Genomic DNA, 15,365 nt, shown 5'->3' on the forward strand with positions numbered 1-15,365 from the left:
TTATTTAATATTATAGCATACGAAGCTTTTTCGAATGTTAAATCTTTGAAAAAATTTCTTTTTTCGTTTCGCTGGTTATGATAGAATTTATAGAACAAACGCTTTAAAGCATTCTTGTAAAGGAGGGCATGTCTGTGCTCGGTACCATCATCAACGTCACCGCCATCTTAGTGGGCGGTTTTTTAGGACTTCTTTTCAGAAAGGGACTGCCTGACCGCATCAGCACCACCATCACCCACGGGCTCAGCCTGGGCATCATGATGCTGGGCATCTCCATGGGCATTCAGACTGAAAATTTTCTGATCGTTCTGATCTCCCTGGCCCTCGGAGCTGTGATCGGCGAAATTTTAAACATCGAGGGCCACCTCAACAGCCTTGGCGGCCGGCTCGAACAGCGGTTTGAGGGCGGCGAAAACAGCAGCTTCGCCCAGGGCTTTGTCACCGCGTCCCTCTTGTACTGCACCGGCTCCATGGCGATCATGGGCGCCATCGAGGGCGGGATTTCCGGCACCTACACCATTCTTGTCACCAAGGCGCTGCTGGACGGCATCTTCGCCATTATCTTCGCCTCCACCATGGGCGTCGGCGTCCTGTTCGCCGCGGTCCCGGTGCTCATCTACCAGGGCGCCATCACCCTGGCCGCCGGTTACATCAAGGTCTTTTTGACCGAGCCTATGATCACAGAGATGAACGCAGTGGGCGGCGTGCTCATCATGGGCATTGGCATCAACCTGCTGGAAATCAAGTCCCTCAGGCTCGGCAATCTGATCCCTGCTATCTTTATACCCATTTTGCTGCTCTGGCTCATGGGCTGCTTTGGGATTTCACTGTAAAAAAACAAAAAAAGCAAAACGGACAGGTCATATTAAGGGGGGGGATTGCCTGTCCGCTTTGCTCTTTAGATATGTTTATGAGTCTATTGATATGAGGGATGAGGAGTCGGATTAGTGACTTCTTCTGAGTTTTACGGTTATTGCTGTTGTCTATTTATCAGTGCTGCAGCAGAACCCGCAGGGTGCTCCCACACTGTGTTTATTTTCCTTGCCAAATACAAACATTTTATATACCTCCTGATGTCCTTTAATGACACGCTGTTATTCAGCGGATTCTTCTAATTCAGAGTATAATTTTCTTAATGGATTATAGTACATCATTTTGAGTACCTCCCTTTTCTTTTTTAGTTTTATGCTTAGCGGTGATGCCGGTTATTTTGCGGATTTTTCCGCCAGCTCGATTTCTTCTAATAATTTACGGATTGGATTGTAATACATCATAATTTTTACCTCTTTCTTTACTCTTTATTTTATGTAAAGCGAATCATTCGCCAGTTTATCTTGATTAACGGGATGCTTTTTCTAATAATTTACGGATTGGGTTGTAATACATCATTTTGCTGACCTCCTTTTTACTTTATTGTATTTTCTGTATGTTCTTTATTTGGAAGCTTTTGCTCCGCGTTCTAATTTTTCAAGTAATTTTTTCATTGGATTGTAGTACATCATCGTTTTGACCTCTTTCTTCAATTTTTTATTTTCTTATATCAATCTAACAAGTTACCAAAAACGGACTAATTTGATTCTTCTACAACTTTTTTAAGTTCTAACAGCAATGCTCTTCTTGGATTGTAGTACATCATTGTTATGACCTTCTTTCTTGTTTGTCTTGGGTGTTTCCCTTAACTTGGTTATAATTTTAGACCCTAGAGCATACTCTAGGTCAATACCTTTTTATGGTTTTATTTTTATTTATCATCCCGGTAAAACCCACACAGGTTGTGGTGAATTTAACCATTTTCTGACAGGTCGTTTACATCAGCTAAATACAGTGCTTTCCAATGTTCTGATTCTCGAACAATTTTTATGGACCGTAAATTAGAACGATTCTTTTTTACTAAGAATTTTTTAAGGTTTTGCATTGTATTTCCGAAAGGACAATTTTTTAAACGAAAACACTAGAGTTTACTCTAGTGTTTTCGGGAGAAATTATTGACTTCAGCGTCTTTTTAGGGTATACCTATAAGGAGAAAACAGCTGTTTGATGGAAAGGAGAGGCGTTTATGAACACCTATACGATCAAAGAAGTGTCTGAAAAAACCGGGCTCAGCATCTATACCCTCCGTTATTATGACAAGGAAGGCCTGCTCCCCTTTGTGGAGCGCAGCGAGACGGGAATCCGCCAGTTTACCGACGCCGACCTGGAATGGCTGTCGACCATCTGCTGTCTGAAGGATACCGGCATGCCGCTGAAGGAAATCAAGGAATACATCGACCTGTTTCTGGAGGGCACCTCCACCCTTGAAACCAGGCGGCAGATCTTCATCGACCACCGGGTCCGCCTGCTTAAAAAGATTGAGGAGCTGGAAAAAAACCTGGAGATGGTTGAGCACCGTATCCAGTTCTATGACGAGGCCTGCGCCATCTATGAGGCCCGCAGCCGTGAAAATGAAGCGGACCGTAAGGAAAGAGTGGGCTCCTCTGCGGCGGAGAACGCCAAAAAATAAAAAATGCCGGATCACCGGCATGCTTTTGACCATCATCACTGGGCTCTCCAAACAGAGCCCTTTTTTCTTTTTCTGCATTCTTTGTACTTATTTTGCCGCTGGTTTAAAAGCATCCTTATCCACACCACAGGTGGGACAAAACCAGTCATCCGGCAGATTTTCGAACGGGGTGCCTGGAGCAACGCCGTTTTCCGGATCACCTAATTCCGGATCATAGACATACTCACAAATTTCACATTCATACTTCTGCATGATCGTGCCTCCTTGACGGTCCTTCTTATTTTAACAGCGCATTAACACTTTTTTAACTTATTATTATATTAATAAGAAGGAAAATTTTAAATTCACTTCCCCTATCATAATCAACTCCATCCTATTTTGCAAGCTTTTTCTTTAATTGCAAGGTCTTTTCTTAATCGTACAAATATTCCTTAATGCAGGAGGCCCCCACCAGGCCCGCGTCATTCTGTAAGGTGGCCAGGACAATCTCCGGCTTCACCAGGCTTTTATAGGTGATCTTTTCCGCGGTGGATTTCTGCACCGCCTCCAGCAGAAAAGAACCCGCGTGGGCCACACCGCCGCCCAGAACACAGAGCTCAGGATCCAGAACGTCGACGAGGTTGGAGATGGCAATGGCCAGGTGGTCCACCAGTGAGTCAAAGCATTCAAGCCCCACTGCGTCGCCGTTTTTGGCCGCGTCGATGACCATCTCCGCGTTCACAGCCTCCGGGTCGCCCCCGGCCAGGGACAAAATCTCCGTTTCACGCCCCTGCTCAATGCGCTTTTTCGCCAACCAGATCACCGCCGTGGCGGAAGAATAGGTCTCCAGGCAGCCCATCTTGCCGCAGTTGCAGCGGTAAAGCCCCTCGCCAACGATCATATGCCCAAACTCTGAAGCCACGCCGTGGGCGCCGCTGATGATTCTGCCGCCCGCAATCACACTGCCGCCCACGCCGGTGCCCAGGGTGAACATAACCGCGTCCCGGCAGCCCCGGCTGCTGCCAAAGCGGTTCTCCGCGATCCCGGCCACGGTGGCGTCGTTGGCCAAATAAACCGGCAGTCCTGTTTTTTCCTCTAAATCGCCTTTTAAAGGCTTGTTTTCCCAGAACAGGTTTGGGCAGGACACCACGGTTTTTCCGTCCGCAGAGACGATTCCAGGCACACCAATGCCCACATTCGCGGGGGACTCCCCCTTCATCTCTGCCTTCACCTGCCCAATCAATGCCTCAATCCGCCCGAGAACCGCCTCATAGCCGTCCCTTGCCCCTGTGGGCTGTTTTTTCTTGACCAGCACCTCGCCGCTGCCGCCAATCAGGCCGGCTACCAGATTGGTGCCGCCGACATCTATTCCGATATTCATGCTCTGTCGCTCCTCCATTTTTTATTCTTATTATAGCATTTTATACCCTTAAGTTCATCACGCTTTACATTCCACAGTTTCTGCGTTATAATAACTTCCGCAATTCATTTATCTTAATGCAACCGGAGGACCTCATGAAGAATCAACTGAACACGAAAACCCTTGTTTTTACCGCACTGCTCATCGCCTTATCCTATTTAGGCTCCCTTGTCAAAATATTCGGCAGTGTCGCCTTAGACGCCCTGCCAGCCTATTTCGGCGCGCTGATGCTCGGCGGCCCCATCGGCGCCTTAATCGGCGCGCTGGGACATCTTTTTTCCGCCGCCCTTTCCGGCTTCCCCATGGGGCTGCCCATGCACCTGCTGGTGGCGGTCTGCATGGCCGGCGCCTGCTACGCCTATGCCTGGATCAACAAAAAGACCAACCTGGTTGTGGCTTCGGTCACCGCCATTCTGATCAACGGTGTGGTCATGACCTTCCTGTCCGGCGTTCTGGCCGTGCTCCTCGGCATCTCTCCCTCTGTCATGGGCTTTGTGATTCCCATGCTGCTGCCCCTGCTCATCGCCTCCACCGTCAACGTGGTCATCGCCGCGCTGCTGTACCTGGCCTTTGAGAAGGCGCTGAAGGGCCGATTTACGCAGGAATAAAAAAAGCCCCAGATTGGGGGCTTTTTTTATTCCTGCAGAAAATCGCGGATCACCGCGGCCATCATGGGGTTATGCTCCACATAGCTTTCGTGGGTTTCGCCCTCGTAAATCTGAAGGCGGCTGTCTGAAATGGAGTCCGCGATATAGCGGGTATGGTCGTCTTCGATCATATCGTCGCTTCCGGCCGTCACCAGAACGGGGATCCTGATTTTGGCCAGGTCCGCCTTGGAAAGATTGGGCTGCTCCAGCATCATTTTAATGCTGTCCCTGCCGGTGCGCTCGTAGGCGCGGCGGAATTTATCCAGCCAGACCTGCTTCAGCCCATCCGGCGTGGTGTTGGCCCCGCTGATCACCAGCGCAGAGAGCAGCTCCGGGTACTTACAGGCCAGCATCAGGCCGATGATTCCGCCGTCGCTGAAGCCGTAGACCGCAGGCTTCTCAAGCCCCAGCGCCTGGATAAAGCCGCGGACGTCCTCCGCCATTTCACGGTAGTCAAAAGTATCCACCGGGGTGCTGCTCCCGTGTCCTCTGGAATCCAGGGCATAGACGGTAAAATCCGCGCTCAGCGGCCCCACAATTTTATCAAAAATCCCATGATCCTCGCCGTTGCCGTGAATCAGGATCAGGGGCTGGCCCTCCCCTTCTTTTTCGTAGTAGAGCTCAATGTCTCCAATTCGCTGTTTCATTTTCTACCTCCGGTCATTTTATCCCTTATTTTATACGATTTCGGGACAAAAGAAAAGCGCCTGTTCTCGTTTTAAGAAAACCAGGCGCTCCCGCTATTCATGTTCGGTTTTTTCCTGCCCGTAGGGGTTGACATGGATCATACAGTGCTTGAGGGCCGGGTAGGCCGCCTCCAGCACATCGTGCACATTCTCGGCGATGGCGTGGGCCTCGACCAGCTTCAGCTCCCCGTCAACGGCAATTTCCAGATCCACATAAAATTTAGACGCGAAGGTCCGGGATTTAAGGTCGTCGATCCGCTTGACGCCATCCTGCTCCATGATCAGCCCGCGGATTTCCCTTTCGGTTTTCTCGTCGATGGAGCTGTCCAGCATTTTGCTGATGCTGTCCTTTCCGATATCATAGGCTGCCTTGATGACCAGCAGGGCGATGACTACCGCCGCGATGGGGTCCAGAATCGGGAAGCCCATGCGCGCGCCGGCAATCCCGATCAAGCTGCCGATGGAGGACAGCGCGTCGGAACGGTGGTGCCAGGCGTCTGCCTTCAGGGCGCTGGAGTTAATCTTGTTGGCTGCGGCGCGGGTAAACCAGTACATCCACTCCTTGACCACAATGGAGACCAGGGCCGCCACCAGGGCCAGTATACCCGGTATCTCCAGGGCGTGGCTCTCAGCGTCCATGATCTTTTCGATCCCGGTCCAGCCGATGCCCACGCCGGTGGCAAAGAGGATTGCCGCCAGCAGGATCGCCGCCACACACTCCAGCCGGTCATGCCCGTACTGATGCTCGTGGTCGGCCTTCTGGCCTGAGATATTGACCCCGATAATGACCACAAAGGTGCTGAGCACATCTGACGCCGAGTGCACCGCGTCGGAAATCATGGCGCCGGAATTGGCTAAAATCCCGGCGATGAATTTAAAAACCGATAAACCGAGGTTAACAAAAATCGAGATGACAGACACGCGCATGGCGATTTTTTTGTTGCTGTTCTCGGTATATTCCATTTCTTCAATATTTCTCACAGATGCCCCTTCTTTCACTTGCATGACAAAGTTAATACCCCTTAACTAAAATAGATTCATTCTATATTACATGTTTTTAGTATAAATAAAAACCGGACCCGCGTCAAGGATGTTTTGAATTTAAGGCAAGAAAAGACCTGAAATACACGGTTTTGTACTTCAGGCCTTTTTTAAGCTTTACACATTTTGGAGCAGCTCAATCTCCTTGGCGTAATCTGCGAATTTTTCCTGGGGTGTCTCCAGGAAAAAGGGCTTATCCCGGAGCAGCGGATGCTTCACAATGGCGATAAAGGTGTCCACCCCTATGCTGCCAAAGCCGATTTTCTCGTGGCGGTCCTTATGGCTGGCAAAGGGCGTCAGGCTGTCGTTCAGGTGCATGGCCTTAAGATAATCCAGGCCCACCACCCGGTCAAATTCCCCGATGACGCCGTCCAGGTCATTGACAATGTCATACCCGGCTGAATAGATGTGGCAGGTGTCAATGCAGACCCCGATTTTATCCTTGAGCTCCACGCCGTCGATGATGGCCCGTAGCTGCTCAAAGTCGCGGCCGACCTCGCTGCCTTTACCCGACATGGCCTCCAGCAGCACAATGGTCTTCTGGTCCGGCTTCATATTGCGGTTGAGAATATCCAGAATCAGCTCAATGCCCTTTTCCGGTCCCTGGCCCACATGGCTACCGGGATGAAAATTATAGAGCTGGCAGGGCAGCTGGTCCAGACGCTCCAAATCCTCCCGGAAGGCGCGCTCCGCGAAATCCCGGGTCGCCTGTGTGGCAGAGGCCATGTTGAGCGTATAGGGCGCGTGGGCCAGCAGTGGCCCGAAATCGTTGGCCTCCATGATCTGCCGAAGGCCGTCCGCGTCACTGGGGTCAATGGCCTTGGCGTTGCCTCCCCTCGGATTCCTGGTAAAAAACTGAAAGGTATCTGCCCCGATGGATACCGCGTCCTTTCCGGCGGCGGTAAACCCCTTGGCAATTGAAATATGCGGTCCTATATGAATCATCACTGTGTCCTTTCTCAGCCCAGGGCTACGTCCATGAGCATCATGACCGCAAAGCCGACCATCACACCAATGGTGGCGACATCGCCCTCGCCGTCATGACCCAGCTGGGATTCGGGAATCAATTCCTCTGCCACTACGTAAATCATCGCACCCGCGGCAAAGGCCAGCGCGTAAGGCAGGATCGGGTTGATAAAGACCACCGCTGCCGCGCCGATAACCGCAGAGACCGGCTCCACCAGCCCGGAGGCCTGGCCGTACATAAAGGATTTGAACCGGCTCATATTCTCCCGGCGGAGCGGGATGGACACCGCCGCCCCTTCCGGGAAGTTCTGGAGCCCGATCCCCAGAGCCAGCGAGATGGCCCCGGCCAGGGTCATGTATTCATTGCCCGAGGCCAGGCCGCCAAAGGCCACCCCGACCGCCAGCCCTTCAGGAATATTGTGGAAGGTGATGGCTAAGACCAGCAGCACGCTGCGCTGCCAGGAGGTGTGAATACCCTCCTGATGGCCGGTTCCCTGGTGAATATGCGGCAGAAGCTTATCCACACACCATAAAAACGCGCCGCCGCCCAGAAAGCCAACTACCGCCGGCACATAGGGCGGTACCGGGCCGCCCTCCGCCATCTCGATGGACGGCGCCAGCAGCGACCAGAAGCTGGCCGCGATCATAACGCCCGCGGCAAAACCCAGCATGGCGTTTAATACCTTTTTGTTAATCTCCTTAAAGAAAAAGACCATCGCAGCGCCCAGGGCCGTTAAACCCCAGGTGAAAATCCCGGCGACCAGAGCCTGGCCCACCGGAGGAATACTGTTCAAAATTTCCATATTCTCCTCCTGTCTTTACATCATTTATAGTCATTATAATTTACTAAATCATAACACATCCCACACACCATTTCAAAACATTTTAATCATTTATACCCCATTTGCTTTAAATAGCACTGCCAAAAAAATAAAACCGGCAGGCAGCAATCCAGCCGCCTGCCGGTAAAACGTTTATGATCTCAATCAGCGGGTTCTGACCCAGACCGATACCGATCCGGGCGCCACATGGAAAACGCCGTCGCCGTTTTCATTGACTGTCACTGTGCCGTCCACATTTCCGGTAATGTCATAAAAATCCTTTCCGGCAAAATGATGGCCCATATACATCTGCTTTGAGCCGCCGTCACCGTTTGTCATCAGCACCGCCAAGCCGGACTCCGGCTCTGCCGGATCGCCCTCACGCACCCAGCCGATGATATGAAAATCGTCAAAATAATCCCGCTGCATGCCATAGGCCGATTCACGCCTTGCGCAGAGCAGCTTGTCCAGAATATCCCGCATGGGCGCGATATCCTGGGCGGGAATACCGAAATAGTCGCCGTAAAAGACGCAGGGATAGCCGTCGGCCCGGAGCAGAATAAAGGCATAGGCCAGCGGCTTAAACCACGGCTGCACCCAGGATTCCAGCGACTGGCCGGGCTGGGTATCATGATTGTCCACAAAGGTGACCGACCGGGTGGGGTCGTGAGCTGTCAGGGTATTGTTCAGCAGCTGCCGCATATCATAGCCGCCGCCGCTGTTTCCGGCGTCAAAAAAATGGTAGTGGAGCGGCACGTCAAACAGGCACATGGCCCGGTCGGTGGTCTCCATATAGCGCTTGAGATCCTCCAGGTCGCCAGACCAGTACTCGCCCACGGCAAACAGCTCCTGGTCCCAGTCGCGCCGGACCGCGTCCAGCCATTCGTTGAAAAAATTAAAATCAATGTGCTTGACCGCGTCCATCCGAAAGCCGTTGACCCGGGTTTTGGCCAGATACCACTTGCCCCAGCGGATCAGCTCCTCGACCACCTCGCGGTTGTTTAAATCCACATCCGCGCCCATCAGGTAGTCAAAATTGCCGTTTTCACGGTCCACATCCCTGGCCCAGCGCTTGCCCTGAAACTGAAATACCGCGCTGTCCTCCTGTTTTTCATCCCAGTCGATGCCGGCAAAATGTGTCCAGTTCCATTTAAAATCCGAATAGGTATCGCCCCGCCCCGGAAAGTCAAACTGCGTCCAGGCCTTGATCGGGCGGATCGGCTCAATCTGTTCATTCCGGTTTTCATCATTTTCCTTGCAGGCGTAGACATTTTCCGTATCATCCGCGCCCAGGCGGTGGTCCAGCACAATATCTGCGTAAACCTCTATTCCGTTATCCTGAAGGGCATGGATGGCGTCACAATATTCATTGACCGTTCCGTATTTTGTGGCGACGCTGTTTTTCTGGTCAAACTCACCCAGATCATAAAGGTCATAGGGCGCGTAGCCCACATCGCTCTTTCCCGCAGCACCCTTATAGGCCGGGGGCAGCCAGACCGCAGTGATCCCGAGCGCCTTCAGGCGGCTGACATCCTCTGCCACCTGCCGCCACAGAGACTGGTCCTCGGGCAGGTACCACTCAAAATACTGCATCATCGTTCCATTCATAAAAAATCAACTCTTTCTATTTTAGAATAAGCGTTAATTAAAGCATTACGCAGTTTAATAAATACCCAGAGTTATAAAAATTATAGATTTTCTCCATATTATTTCGCCAAGACTTAAAAAAGCCTGTATCCTTATTCAACGGATACAGGCTTTTTATCTATTGCGTCATGGCCTGGCTGACAATGCTTTCCATCATGCTGGAAGTCAGCATTCCCGGCACATAGCCCGCCACATAACCCTCCTTGTCGATCATAAAGGTCGTGGGGAAAGAACGGATACCGTAGGTCTGAAAAACCGCGCCCGTCCGGTCCATGAGCGCCGGATAGGTAAAGCCGTTGTCCGACATGAACTCCGCGATTTTTTCAGGCGACATGTCATTATTATTCGGCCCTTCCTCCGTATGCGGATTGGCCACGCTCAGCACCACCAAGTCCCCGGAGTTATCGCCGTATTTCTTATACAGCGTCTCAATATCCGGCATTTCCTTCTGGCATGGGCCGCACCAGGTGGCAAAGAAATTGAGGAAAACCGTTTTGCCGCGGTATTCCGACAGCGTGTGCGCCACCCCATACTGGTCCGTGAGCGTGAAATCTGGCGCCAGAGTCTTTTTGGCGCTTTCCTCCAGCGTATTTTCCGGCGTGGGTGTGGGCGCAGGTTCCGCGGTTACCGTGGGGCTTGGCTGCGGCGCGCTGCTGCCAGCCCCGGCCTGAGAGAGATAACCGGTGATCCCGTTCATCCAACCCGTAAACATCATAATCCCCATCACGATCATGAGCACGCCCCCGGCCTTAACCGTGTAGCGGACCGCCTTCTGGTGCCGCTTGAAAAAGTCCAGCAGCGTGCTGGTAAATAAGCCCACCGCCATGAACGGCAGCACAAAGCCCAGCGTATAAACCCCGATGAGGATAAAGCCCGACGAAAAGGACGACGAGGACGACGCCATGAGCAGCACACTGGCCAGAACCGGCCCCACACAGGGCGTCCAGGCAAAGCTGAAGGTAAAGCCCAGCACAAACGCCAGCAGCGGATTCATGGCCAGCTTGTCCAGATTAAAGGGCAGGCGGTGCTCACGGTTCAAAAAGTCAAAATTGAAAACCCCCAGCTGCACCAGGCCAAACAAGATAATGATCACCCCGCCGATGCGCGCGAACAGCATCCGGTTCCCCGTAAAAAACTGCCCCGCCGCGGTAAAGCCAACGCCCAGAATAAAGAACGTAGCGCTGATGCCAATGACAAAAAAGAGCGTGTTGATGAGCACCGTCCGCTTTTTGTAATGAACCGTGCCGTCCGCGTCCACCGTCTTTGTTCCGCCCGCCAGATAGCCGATGTACAAAGGCACCAGCGGCAGCACACAGGGCGAGAAAAAACTGAGAATCCCCTGTAAAAATACCATAATGGCCGGAACCCCGGCCCCCGAAGCAAATCCCATATCAAAACCTCTTTTCTGTGATGATTCTATTTATTTTCCCATAAAGTGTAATTTTAAACATTACAGTTTCTATTTTGTAATCATAAATGTTACAGATGGATTTGTCAAGGGGTTTAAGGAAAGTTGGTTTTGAATAAAAAAGCTAAGTGTCGCGTTTTTTCGAAAAAAGTTAGAAATGGTGAAAAAGGCTCTGAGCAATAAAAACGTTAAAGATCAACACAGGTACTGCCTGTTACTGCTGAGCGGCTAATCAAGACCCAGAAATGGGGTGATATACCATGGACACGAACCCGTTAATTCTCATATTAACTTTAATATTGTTCATAATTGCGTATACCAAAAAATTAAATAGCCGTCTCCCCTGAGAAAGTAGACGACTATAAATCAATGCTGAATTGAGGTATGCTGTTTTCAGCAGTACCTGTATTACATGTATTATAACACCTTTATTAAAACTGAACAAGTGTACAAAAGGCCGAAATACCTCAACCAATTGATATGAATTTTTTATAGCTTTAACACGCCTCTGTGGGCACAACGGGTCAATTTCCAAAAACCTTAAAATAATCACAAACCTTTCGAAACTGATCCTGTGCCAATAAACATGTATCCCTCAGATATCCTTTTTCTTTTCTGTATTCGCCCAGCCCGCGATAATAATATAATTTATACTCATCCAAAATGATAAATGGAAGGATTCCATTTATCAGGCACTCTTTAAACAAAATCAGCCGCCCAACTCTGCCGTTCCCGTCCTGGAACGGGTGAATGGTTTCAAACTGCGCATGAAAGTCAATCAAATCATCAAAGCTTTTTTCGGGAATAGCATTGTATTTTTCAAGCAGCACTTTCATTGCCGACTGCACTTTATCCGGCGGTGTTGTCTCTGTGATTCCTCCGATAACATTGGGGTAAATTTTATACTTACCGGTGGAAAACCCTTCGCGCTCATAGGCGGTGCCGCGCTTTAACAAATAGTGAAGTTTTTTTATGATATCTTCTGACAGGGGCTCTTTGGCGAGATCAAGAATATAATCGAAAGCCTCGAAATGGTTAGTTGTCTCGACGATGTCATCAATTTTTACAGGGCTGTCCCCTTCTGGTAAAATGGTATTGGTCGAAAAAATGCTTCGTGTCTGTTCTTCTGAGAGCATGCTTCCCTCAATTCGGTTGGAATTATAGGCCATTTTAATTTGTGTATGGTGGTAGATACCATCAGACAATTTTGCTTTCTTCCCGCTTATAAAACGACTGTGTAATGCGTCTATTTTCATAACAAACTCCTGTCTATAATGATCTATTATAACATTTTCCCCAGACTAAAGGAAATTATAGAACGACAAAAAGAGACCCTGAATTTTAAGTTCAGGGCCTGCTTCATAAACCGCGGTGCTGCAATACAGGGTCTTTTATTTTTAACTTTTATAACCGTTGCCACCCTTTTGCCAAATCCCAATGGGCCCTCTTAGTAGTCAGCCGGCGGCTCCGGCTTTTGTTTTCCCCTTAACCAGCGTACCGGGGTATTTTTCAAGCGCGCGCTTTTCTCAAAAAATACACGGTCTGTGTTCCTGTTTCAAAGGGGATTGCGGGCGCCGGTTCTTAAATGAACCGACATTTTAATGTGTAAATCACTGGGAAACAACGGCTTCAGATCGCTGCCTTTTAACACCATTCTTTTTTCCATCGTTTTAACGGGATTGGCTGAAATCAGCGTTTTCGTTTTGGGATTGGGTTATTGAGTCTGGCGTTTTGGGGCTGGGATGTCTGATTGGTTATTTCTTGATTGATCTGCTTTAATCATACCGCACCGGTTCTTTGCTGGCAAGTTCATTAAGAGTGTAATTTTGATGGTAGGCGATGTATGGTCGGACAGATATTTATTAGAAAAAATCTTAGAAAAATGCGAAATAAAAAAACGGCTGATTAAGCCGTATGACGTCATATAATGGTGATCCCGATTGGGCTTGAACCAACGACCTCTACCAAATAGCCGGAGGTTTTATTTTAGGCGTTTTATTGTTATTTAGCGATTTTCAAAACACACTACAAGCACCTATAAGCACAGATTAGCGTTAAAAATGGCGAAAAAACATGCCTTTCCTTACACAAACATTTTATAACCAAAAACTATAATTCATTGTTTCATTTCATTAGCTTGCACAAAATTTGTAGATATGCTATAATTTGAATATAAAGATGGTACCGTCAGGAGCGACAGGTGCCCGGATTAGTTATTCTTTACGAAAACCGCTGTTTCCTAGGCTAGCGGTTTTTTTTATTTCCCTTACTTCTTTTCATCCGCCGATTCAATCGAATTGATAAATACACACTAATGCATATTCCAACAATTTCAATTAAAACCTCTGGTGGAATGTAAATTGTAATCTCCATAAAGGCTCCCTTCTAGGGGCGCCGCCGCTATTTTACCTGACGGGATACCTCCTGCGGTACCAAAGTTATTATACCATGCCCTATCATAAATGTCATTAATATTATAAATAATATCTTTTTATCACACTTGACATTATAATAAAATAGTATATAATAATAATGGGGAAGTATGTCTATATAAATATAGACCACTCATAGCCCTTAAAAGGATCAATTGCTTCGCGATTGTCCTATTTTTATTTTTTGATCAAATTGCAAGGCGGGGACGCTGTGCTCCCCGCCGCACTACTTCTCAATTAAACGGTGCTGCGCTATGCCCCTAGCTATTTTGGTTGAGATTTTCGCTTTGCTCAAATCTCCTATGAAATGGGGCGCTCCTGCCACCCCCATGAAACCAACGTTCGTTGGTTTTCCCCCGGCCATGCCTGTGCTTCGGTCGAAGTCCGCTCCTTCACCCTACGGGTTCAGTCGCCAAGCTTCGATCCGATGCTCGGCAGATTATCTATCTTCCAACTCATGGACCATAATCCCGCCGCATTTCTTCTTTAATCCTCTCTGCCGTATGAGTCCTTCCCGCTTCAACATCTGCCATTCCCTTGGCAATTTCGGCCTCAAATTCTTCTTTTGTCAATGAATCATAGGAAAGCAGAACGCTTTTTGTTAATTTCATTTCAAAAGGAATCCCTCTTTGAAGAGCGACCTGTTTTAAACGGATATAAATATTTGATGTTCTAGCCATTGCTATCACCTCCAATTACAATATACGCGTTTGTATCGCGAATCGTAATCATAATTTTGAGCTATGCTAAAATCAATAAATTTCGATGCAAATTTCTGTCCGGTGCTGACTATTTTTTATTTTCTTCTATATTCTGGTATCTTTCTTAATAATACCATCAAATCCAGTGCCTTTTTTTGACCATCTTCATTCAAATCTGACATAAAATTGAGTATATTCAAATAGTTATCTGACCCTCTTGCTGGCATCTTTAGCTCTACATAATCATATTTAGAATCCGAATCATTAAAATAATCATATTCAAATCCCTTCAAGCTAAGCTGTTCATGGACTATTTCAGCATCTTTAAATGCCTTTACTAATTCAACATCCTTAGACATCAAAAGATTTAAATCTACTCCAAATATTTCAGAAATGTCAATCATTACTTTAAAAGTCGGTGATCGAATTCCTTTTTCATAAGCACTTATCGTTGCCTGAACCAGACCTAACTTTTCGGCAAATTCTTTTTGAGTTAAACCTTCTTTTTTTCTTATTTCTTTTATAAATTCTCCAATATTCATAACAATATCTCCTTCTAAGTACAATAACATGCAATTTTAAAAAAAACAATATAAAAATATTTGATTAAATTACGATTTGATTCTCTTTAACACATGTTGACAAACAACTTTTTATGTTGTATTATATCAAAAAACAACTATAGTTGTTTTTTTGATATAACGTCACACCAAAAGGAGTTATTATGCAAAAAATGTACAAAAAATACCAAGACCAAATTCAAAAAAGCCTAGAAAAAGCCGAAAAGATCGAGCAGGAAATGGATCGTTACATTGCAATGGGAATGACGGCAGAATCCGCCTTTAATCTGGAGAAAAATTCAAACGATGATCTAGAAAAAATACTGGGAGCGATCATTGTGTTTTTCAAGGATAATAGCCTGCAAATCGCTCAAAAAGATGGCGAATGCACCATCATTAAAAAGACTGCCGTACCGTCCGCAGCACAAGATTAACACCTCTTTGCTATCCCCCTTTTTTTCTTTTTGATCAAACATGCCCAGCATGTTTAATCAAAAATCCGTCCGTCTGCTAAATGGCGGCGGGGGATAGGCAAGCTTAGTGTTTGGATAGCCATT

General features: G+C 48.1%; 15 protein-coding genes. 4 read left to right on the forward strand and 11 right to left on the reverse strand.

Going from position 1 to position 15,365, the window contains the following annotated elements; genetic code table 11:
* Positions 1 to 128 precede the first annotated feature (128 nt).
* The gene (locus I2B62_RS17335) at positions 129 to 833 is read left to right on the forward strand and encodes a DUF554 domain-containing protein (RefSeq protein ID WP_207736063.1); all 705 of its coding nucleotides are present in this window, start codon (positions 129 to 131) and stop codon (positions 831 to 833) included.
* A 1,223-nt stretch (positions 834 to 2,056) separates the two neighbouring features.
* Positions 2,057 to 2,500: a MerR family transcriptional regulator gene (locus I2B62_RS17340; RefSeq protein WP_195270296.1), complete on the forward strand. Its 444-nt coding sequence runs from the start codon at positions 2,057 to 2,059 to the stop codon at positions 2,498 to 2,500.
* A gap of 87 nt (positions 2,501 to 2,587) precedes the next feature.
* Here I2B62_RS17340 and rd read toward each other — a convergent pair whose 3' ends face one another.
* The gene (gene rd, locus I2B62_RS17345) at positions 2,588 to 2,752 is read right to left on the reverse strand and encodes a rubredoxin (RefSeq protein ID WP_195270297.1); all 165 of its coding nucleotides are present in this window, start codon (positions 2,750 to 2,752) and stop codon (positions 2,588 to 2,590) included.
* 160 nt (positions 2,753 to 2,912) lie between these two features.
* Positions 2,913 to 3,860: an ROK family protein gene (locus I2B62_RS17350; RefSeq protein WP_195270298.1), complete on the reverse strand. Its 948-nt coding sequence runs from the start codon at positions 3,858 to 3,860 to the stop codon at positions 2,913 to 2,915.
* Positions 3,861 to 3,994: 134 nt separating this feature from the next.
* Here I2B62_RS17350 and I2B62_RS17355 point away from each other — a divergent pair, with 134 nt between their 5' ends.
* Positions 3,995 to 4,507: an ECF transporter S component gene (locus I2B62_RS17355; RefSeq protein ID WP_195270299.1), complete on the forward strand. Its 513-nt coding sequence runs from the start codon at positions 3,995 to 3,997 to the stop codon at positions 4,505 to 4,507.
* A gap of 26 nt (positions 4,508 to 4,533) precedes the next feature.
* Here I2B62_RS17355 and I2B62_RS17360 read toward each other — a convergent pair whose 3' ends face one another.
* The 9 genes from I2B62_RS17360 to I2B62_RS17400 form a co-directional block, all read right to left on the reverse strand.
* Positions 4,534 to 5,193, reverse strand: coding sequence for an alpha/beta hydrolase (locus I2B62_RS17360; RefSeq protein WP_195270300.1), 660 nt, complete (start codon positions 5,191 to 5,193; stop codon positions 4,534 to 4,536).
* 93 nt (positions 5,194 to 5,286) lie between these two features.
* A complete protein-coding gene (locus tag I2B62_RS17365; protein ID WP_195270395.1) occupies positions 5,287 to 6,195 on the reverse strand; it encodes a cation diffusion facilitator family transporter in 909 nt (302 codons plus the stop codon).
* Between the two features lie 195 nt (positions 6,196 to 6,390).
* A complete protein-coding gene (locus I2B62_RS17370) occupies positions 6,391 to 7,218 on the reverse strand; it encodes a deoxyribonuclease IV (protein WP_195270301.1) in 828 nt (275 codons plus the stop codon).
* Positions 7,219 to 7,232: 14 nt separating this feature from the next.
* A complete protein-coding gene (locus I2B62_RS17375) occupies positions 7,233 to 8,042 on the reverse strand; it encodes a ZIP family metal transporter (protein WP_195270302.1) in 810 nt (269 codons plus the stop codon).
* 183 nt (positions 8,043 to 8,225) lie between these two features.
* Positions 8,226 to 9,668, reverse strand: coding sequence for an alpha-amylase (locus I2B62_RS17380; RefSeq protein ID WP_195270303.1), 1,443 nt, complete (start codon positions 9,666 to 9,668; stop codon positions 8,226 to 8,228).
* Between the two features lie 157 nt (positions 9,669 to 9,825).
* Positions 9,826 to 11,097, reverse strand: coding sequence for a cytochrome c biogenesis protein CcdA (locus I2B62_RS17385; RefSeq protein ID WP_195270304.1), 1,272 nt, complete (start codon positions 11,095 to 11,097; stop codon positions 9,826 to 9,828).
* Positions 11,098 to 11,639: 542 nt separating this feature from the next.
* Positions 11,640 to 12,371, reverse strand: a complete 732-nt coding sequence (locus tag I2B62_RS17390; RefSeq protein ID WP_195270305.1) for a Fic family protein — start codon at positions 12,369 to 12,371, stop codon at positions 11,640 to 11,642.
* Between the two features lie 1,631 nt (positions 12,372 to 14,002).
* Entirely contained in the window at positions 14,003 to 14,227 is a 225-nt protein-coding gene (locus I2B62_RS17395; protein ID WP_195270306.1) for a type II toxin-antitoxin system antitoxin, RelB/DinJ family, read from the reverse strand.
* 116 nt (positions 14,228 to 14,343) lie between these two features.
* Complete coding sequence (locus I2B62_RS17400; protein WP_195270307.1) at positions 14,344 to 14,790, reverse strand: helix-turn-helix transcriptional regulator; 447 nt, start codon at positions 14,788 to 14,790, stop codon at positions 14,344 to 14,346.
* 182 nt (positions 14,791 to 14,972) lie between these two features.
* Between I2B62_RS17400 and I2B62_RS17405 the strand changes: the two genes are divergently transcribed.
* On the forward strand, positions 14,973 to 15,242 hold the full coding sequence (locus I2B62_RS17405) for a hypothetical protein (RefSeq protein ID WP_195270308.1): 270 nt from the start codon (positions 14,973 to 14,975) through the stop codon (positions 15,240 to 15,242).
* Positions 15,243 to 15,365: the final 123 nt, after the last annotated feature.

Origin of the sequence: Eubacterium sp. 1001713B170207_170306_E7, from assembly GCF_015547515.1 — a bacterium.
GTDB lineage: Bacteria > Bacillota > Clostridia > Eubacteriales > Eubacteriaceae > Eubacterium.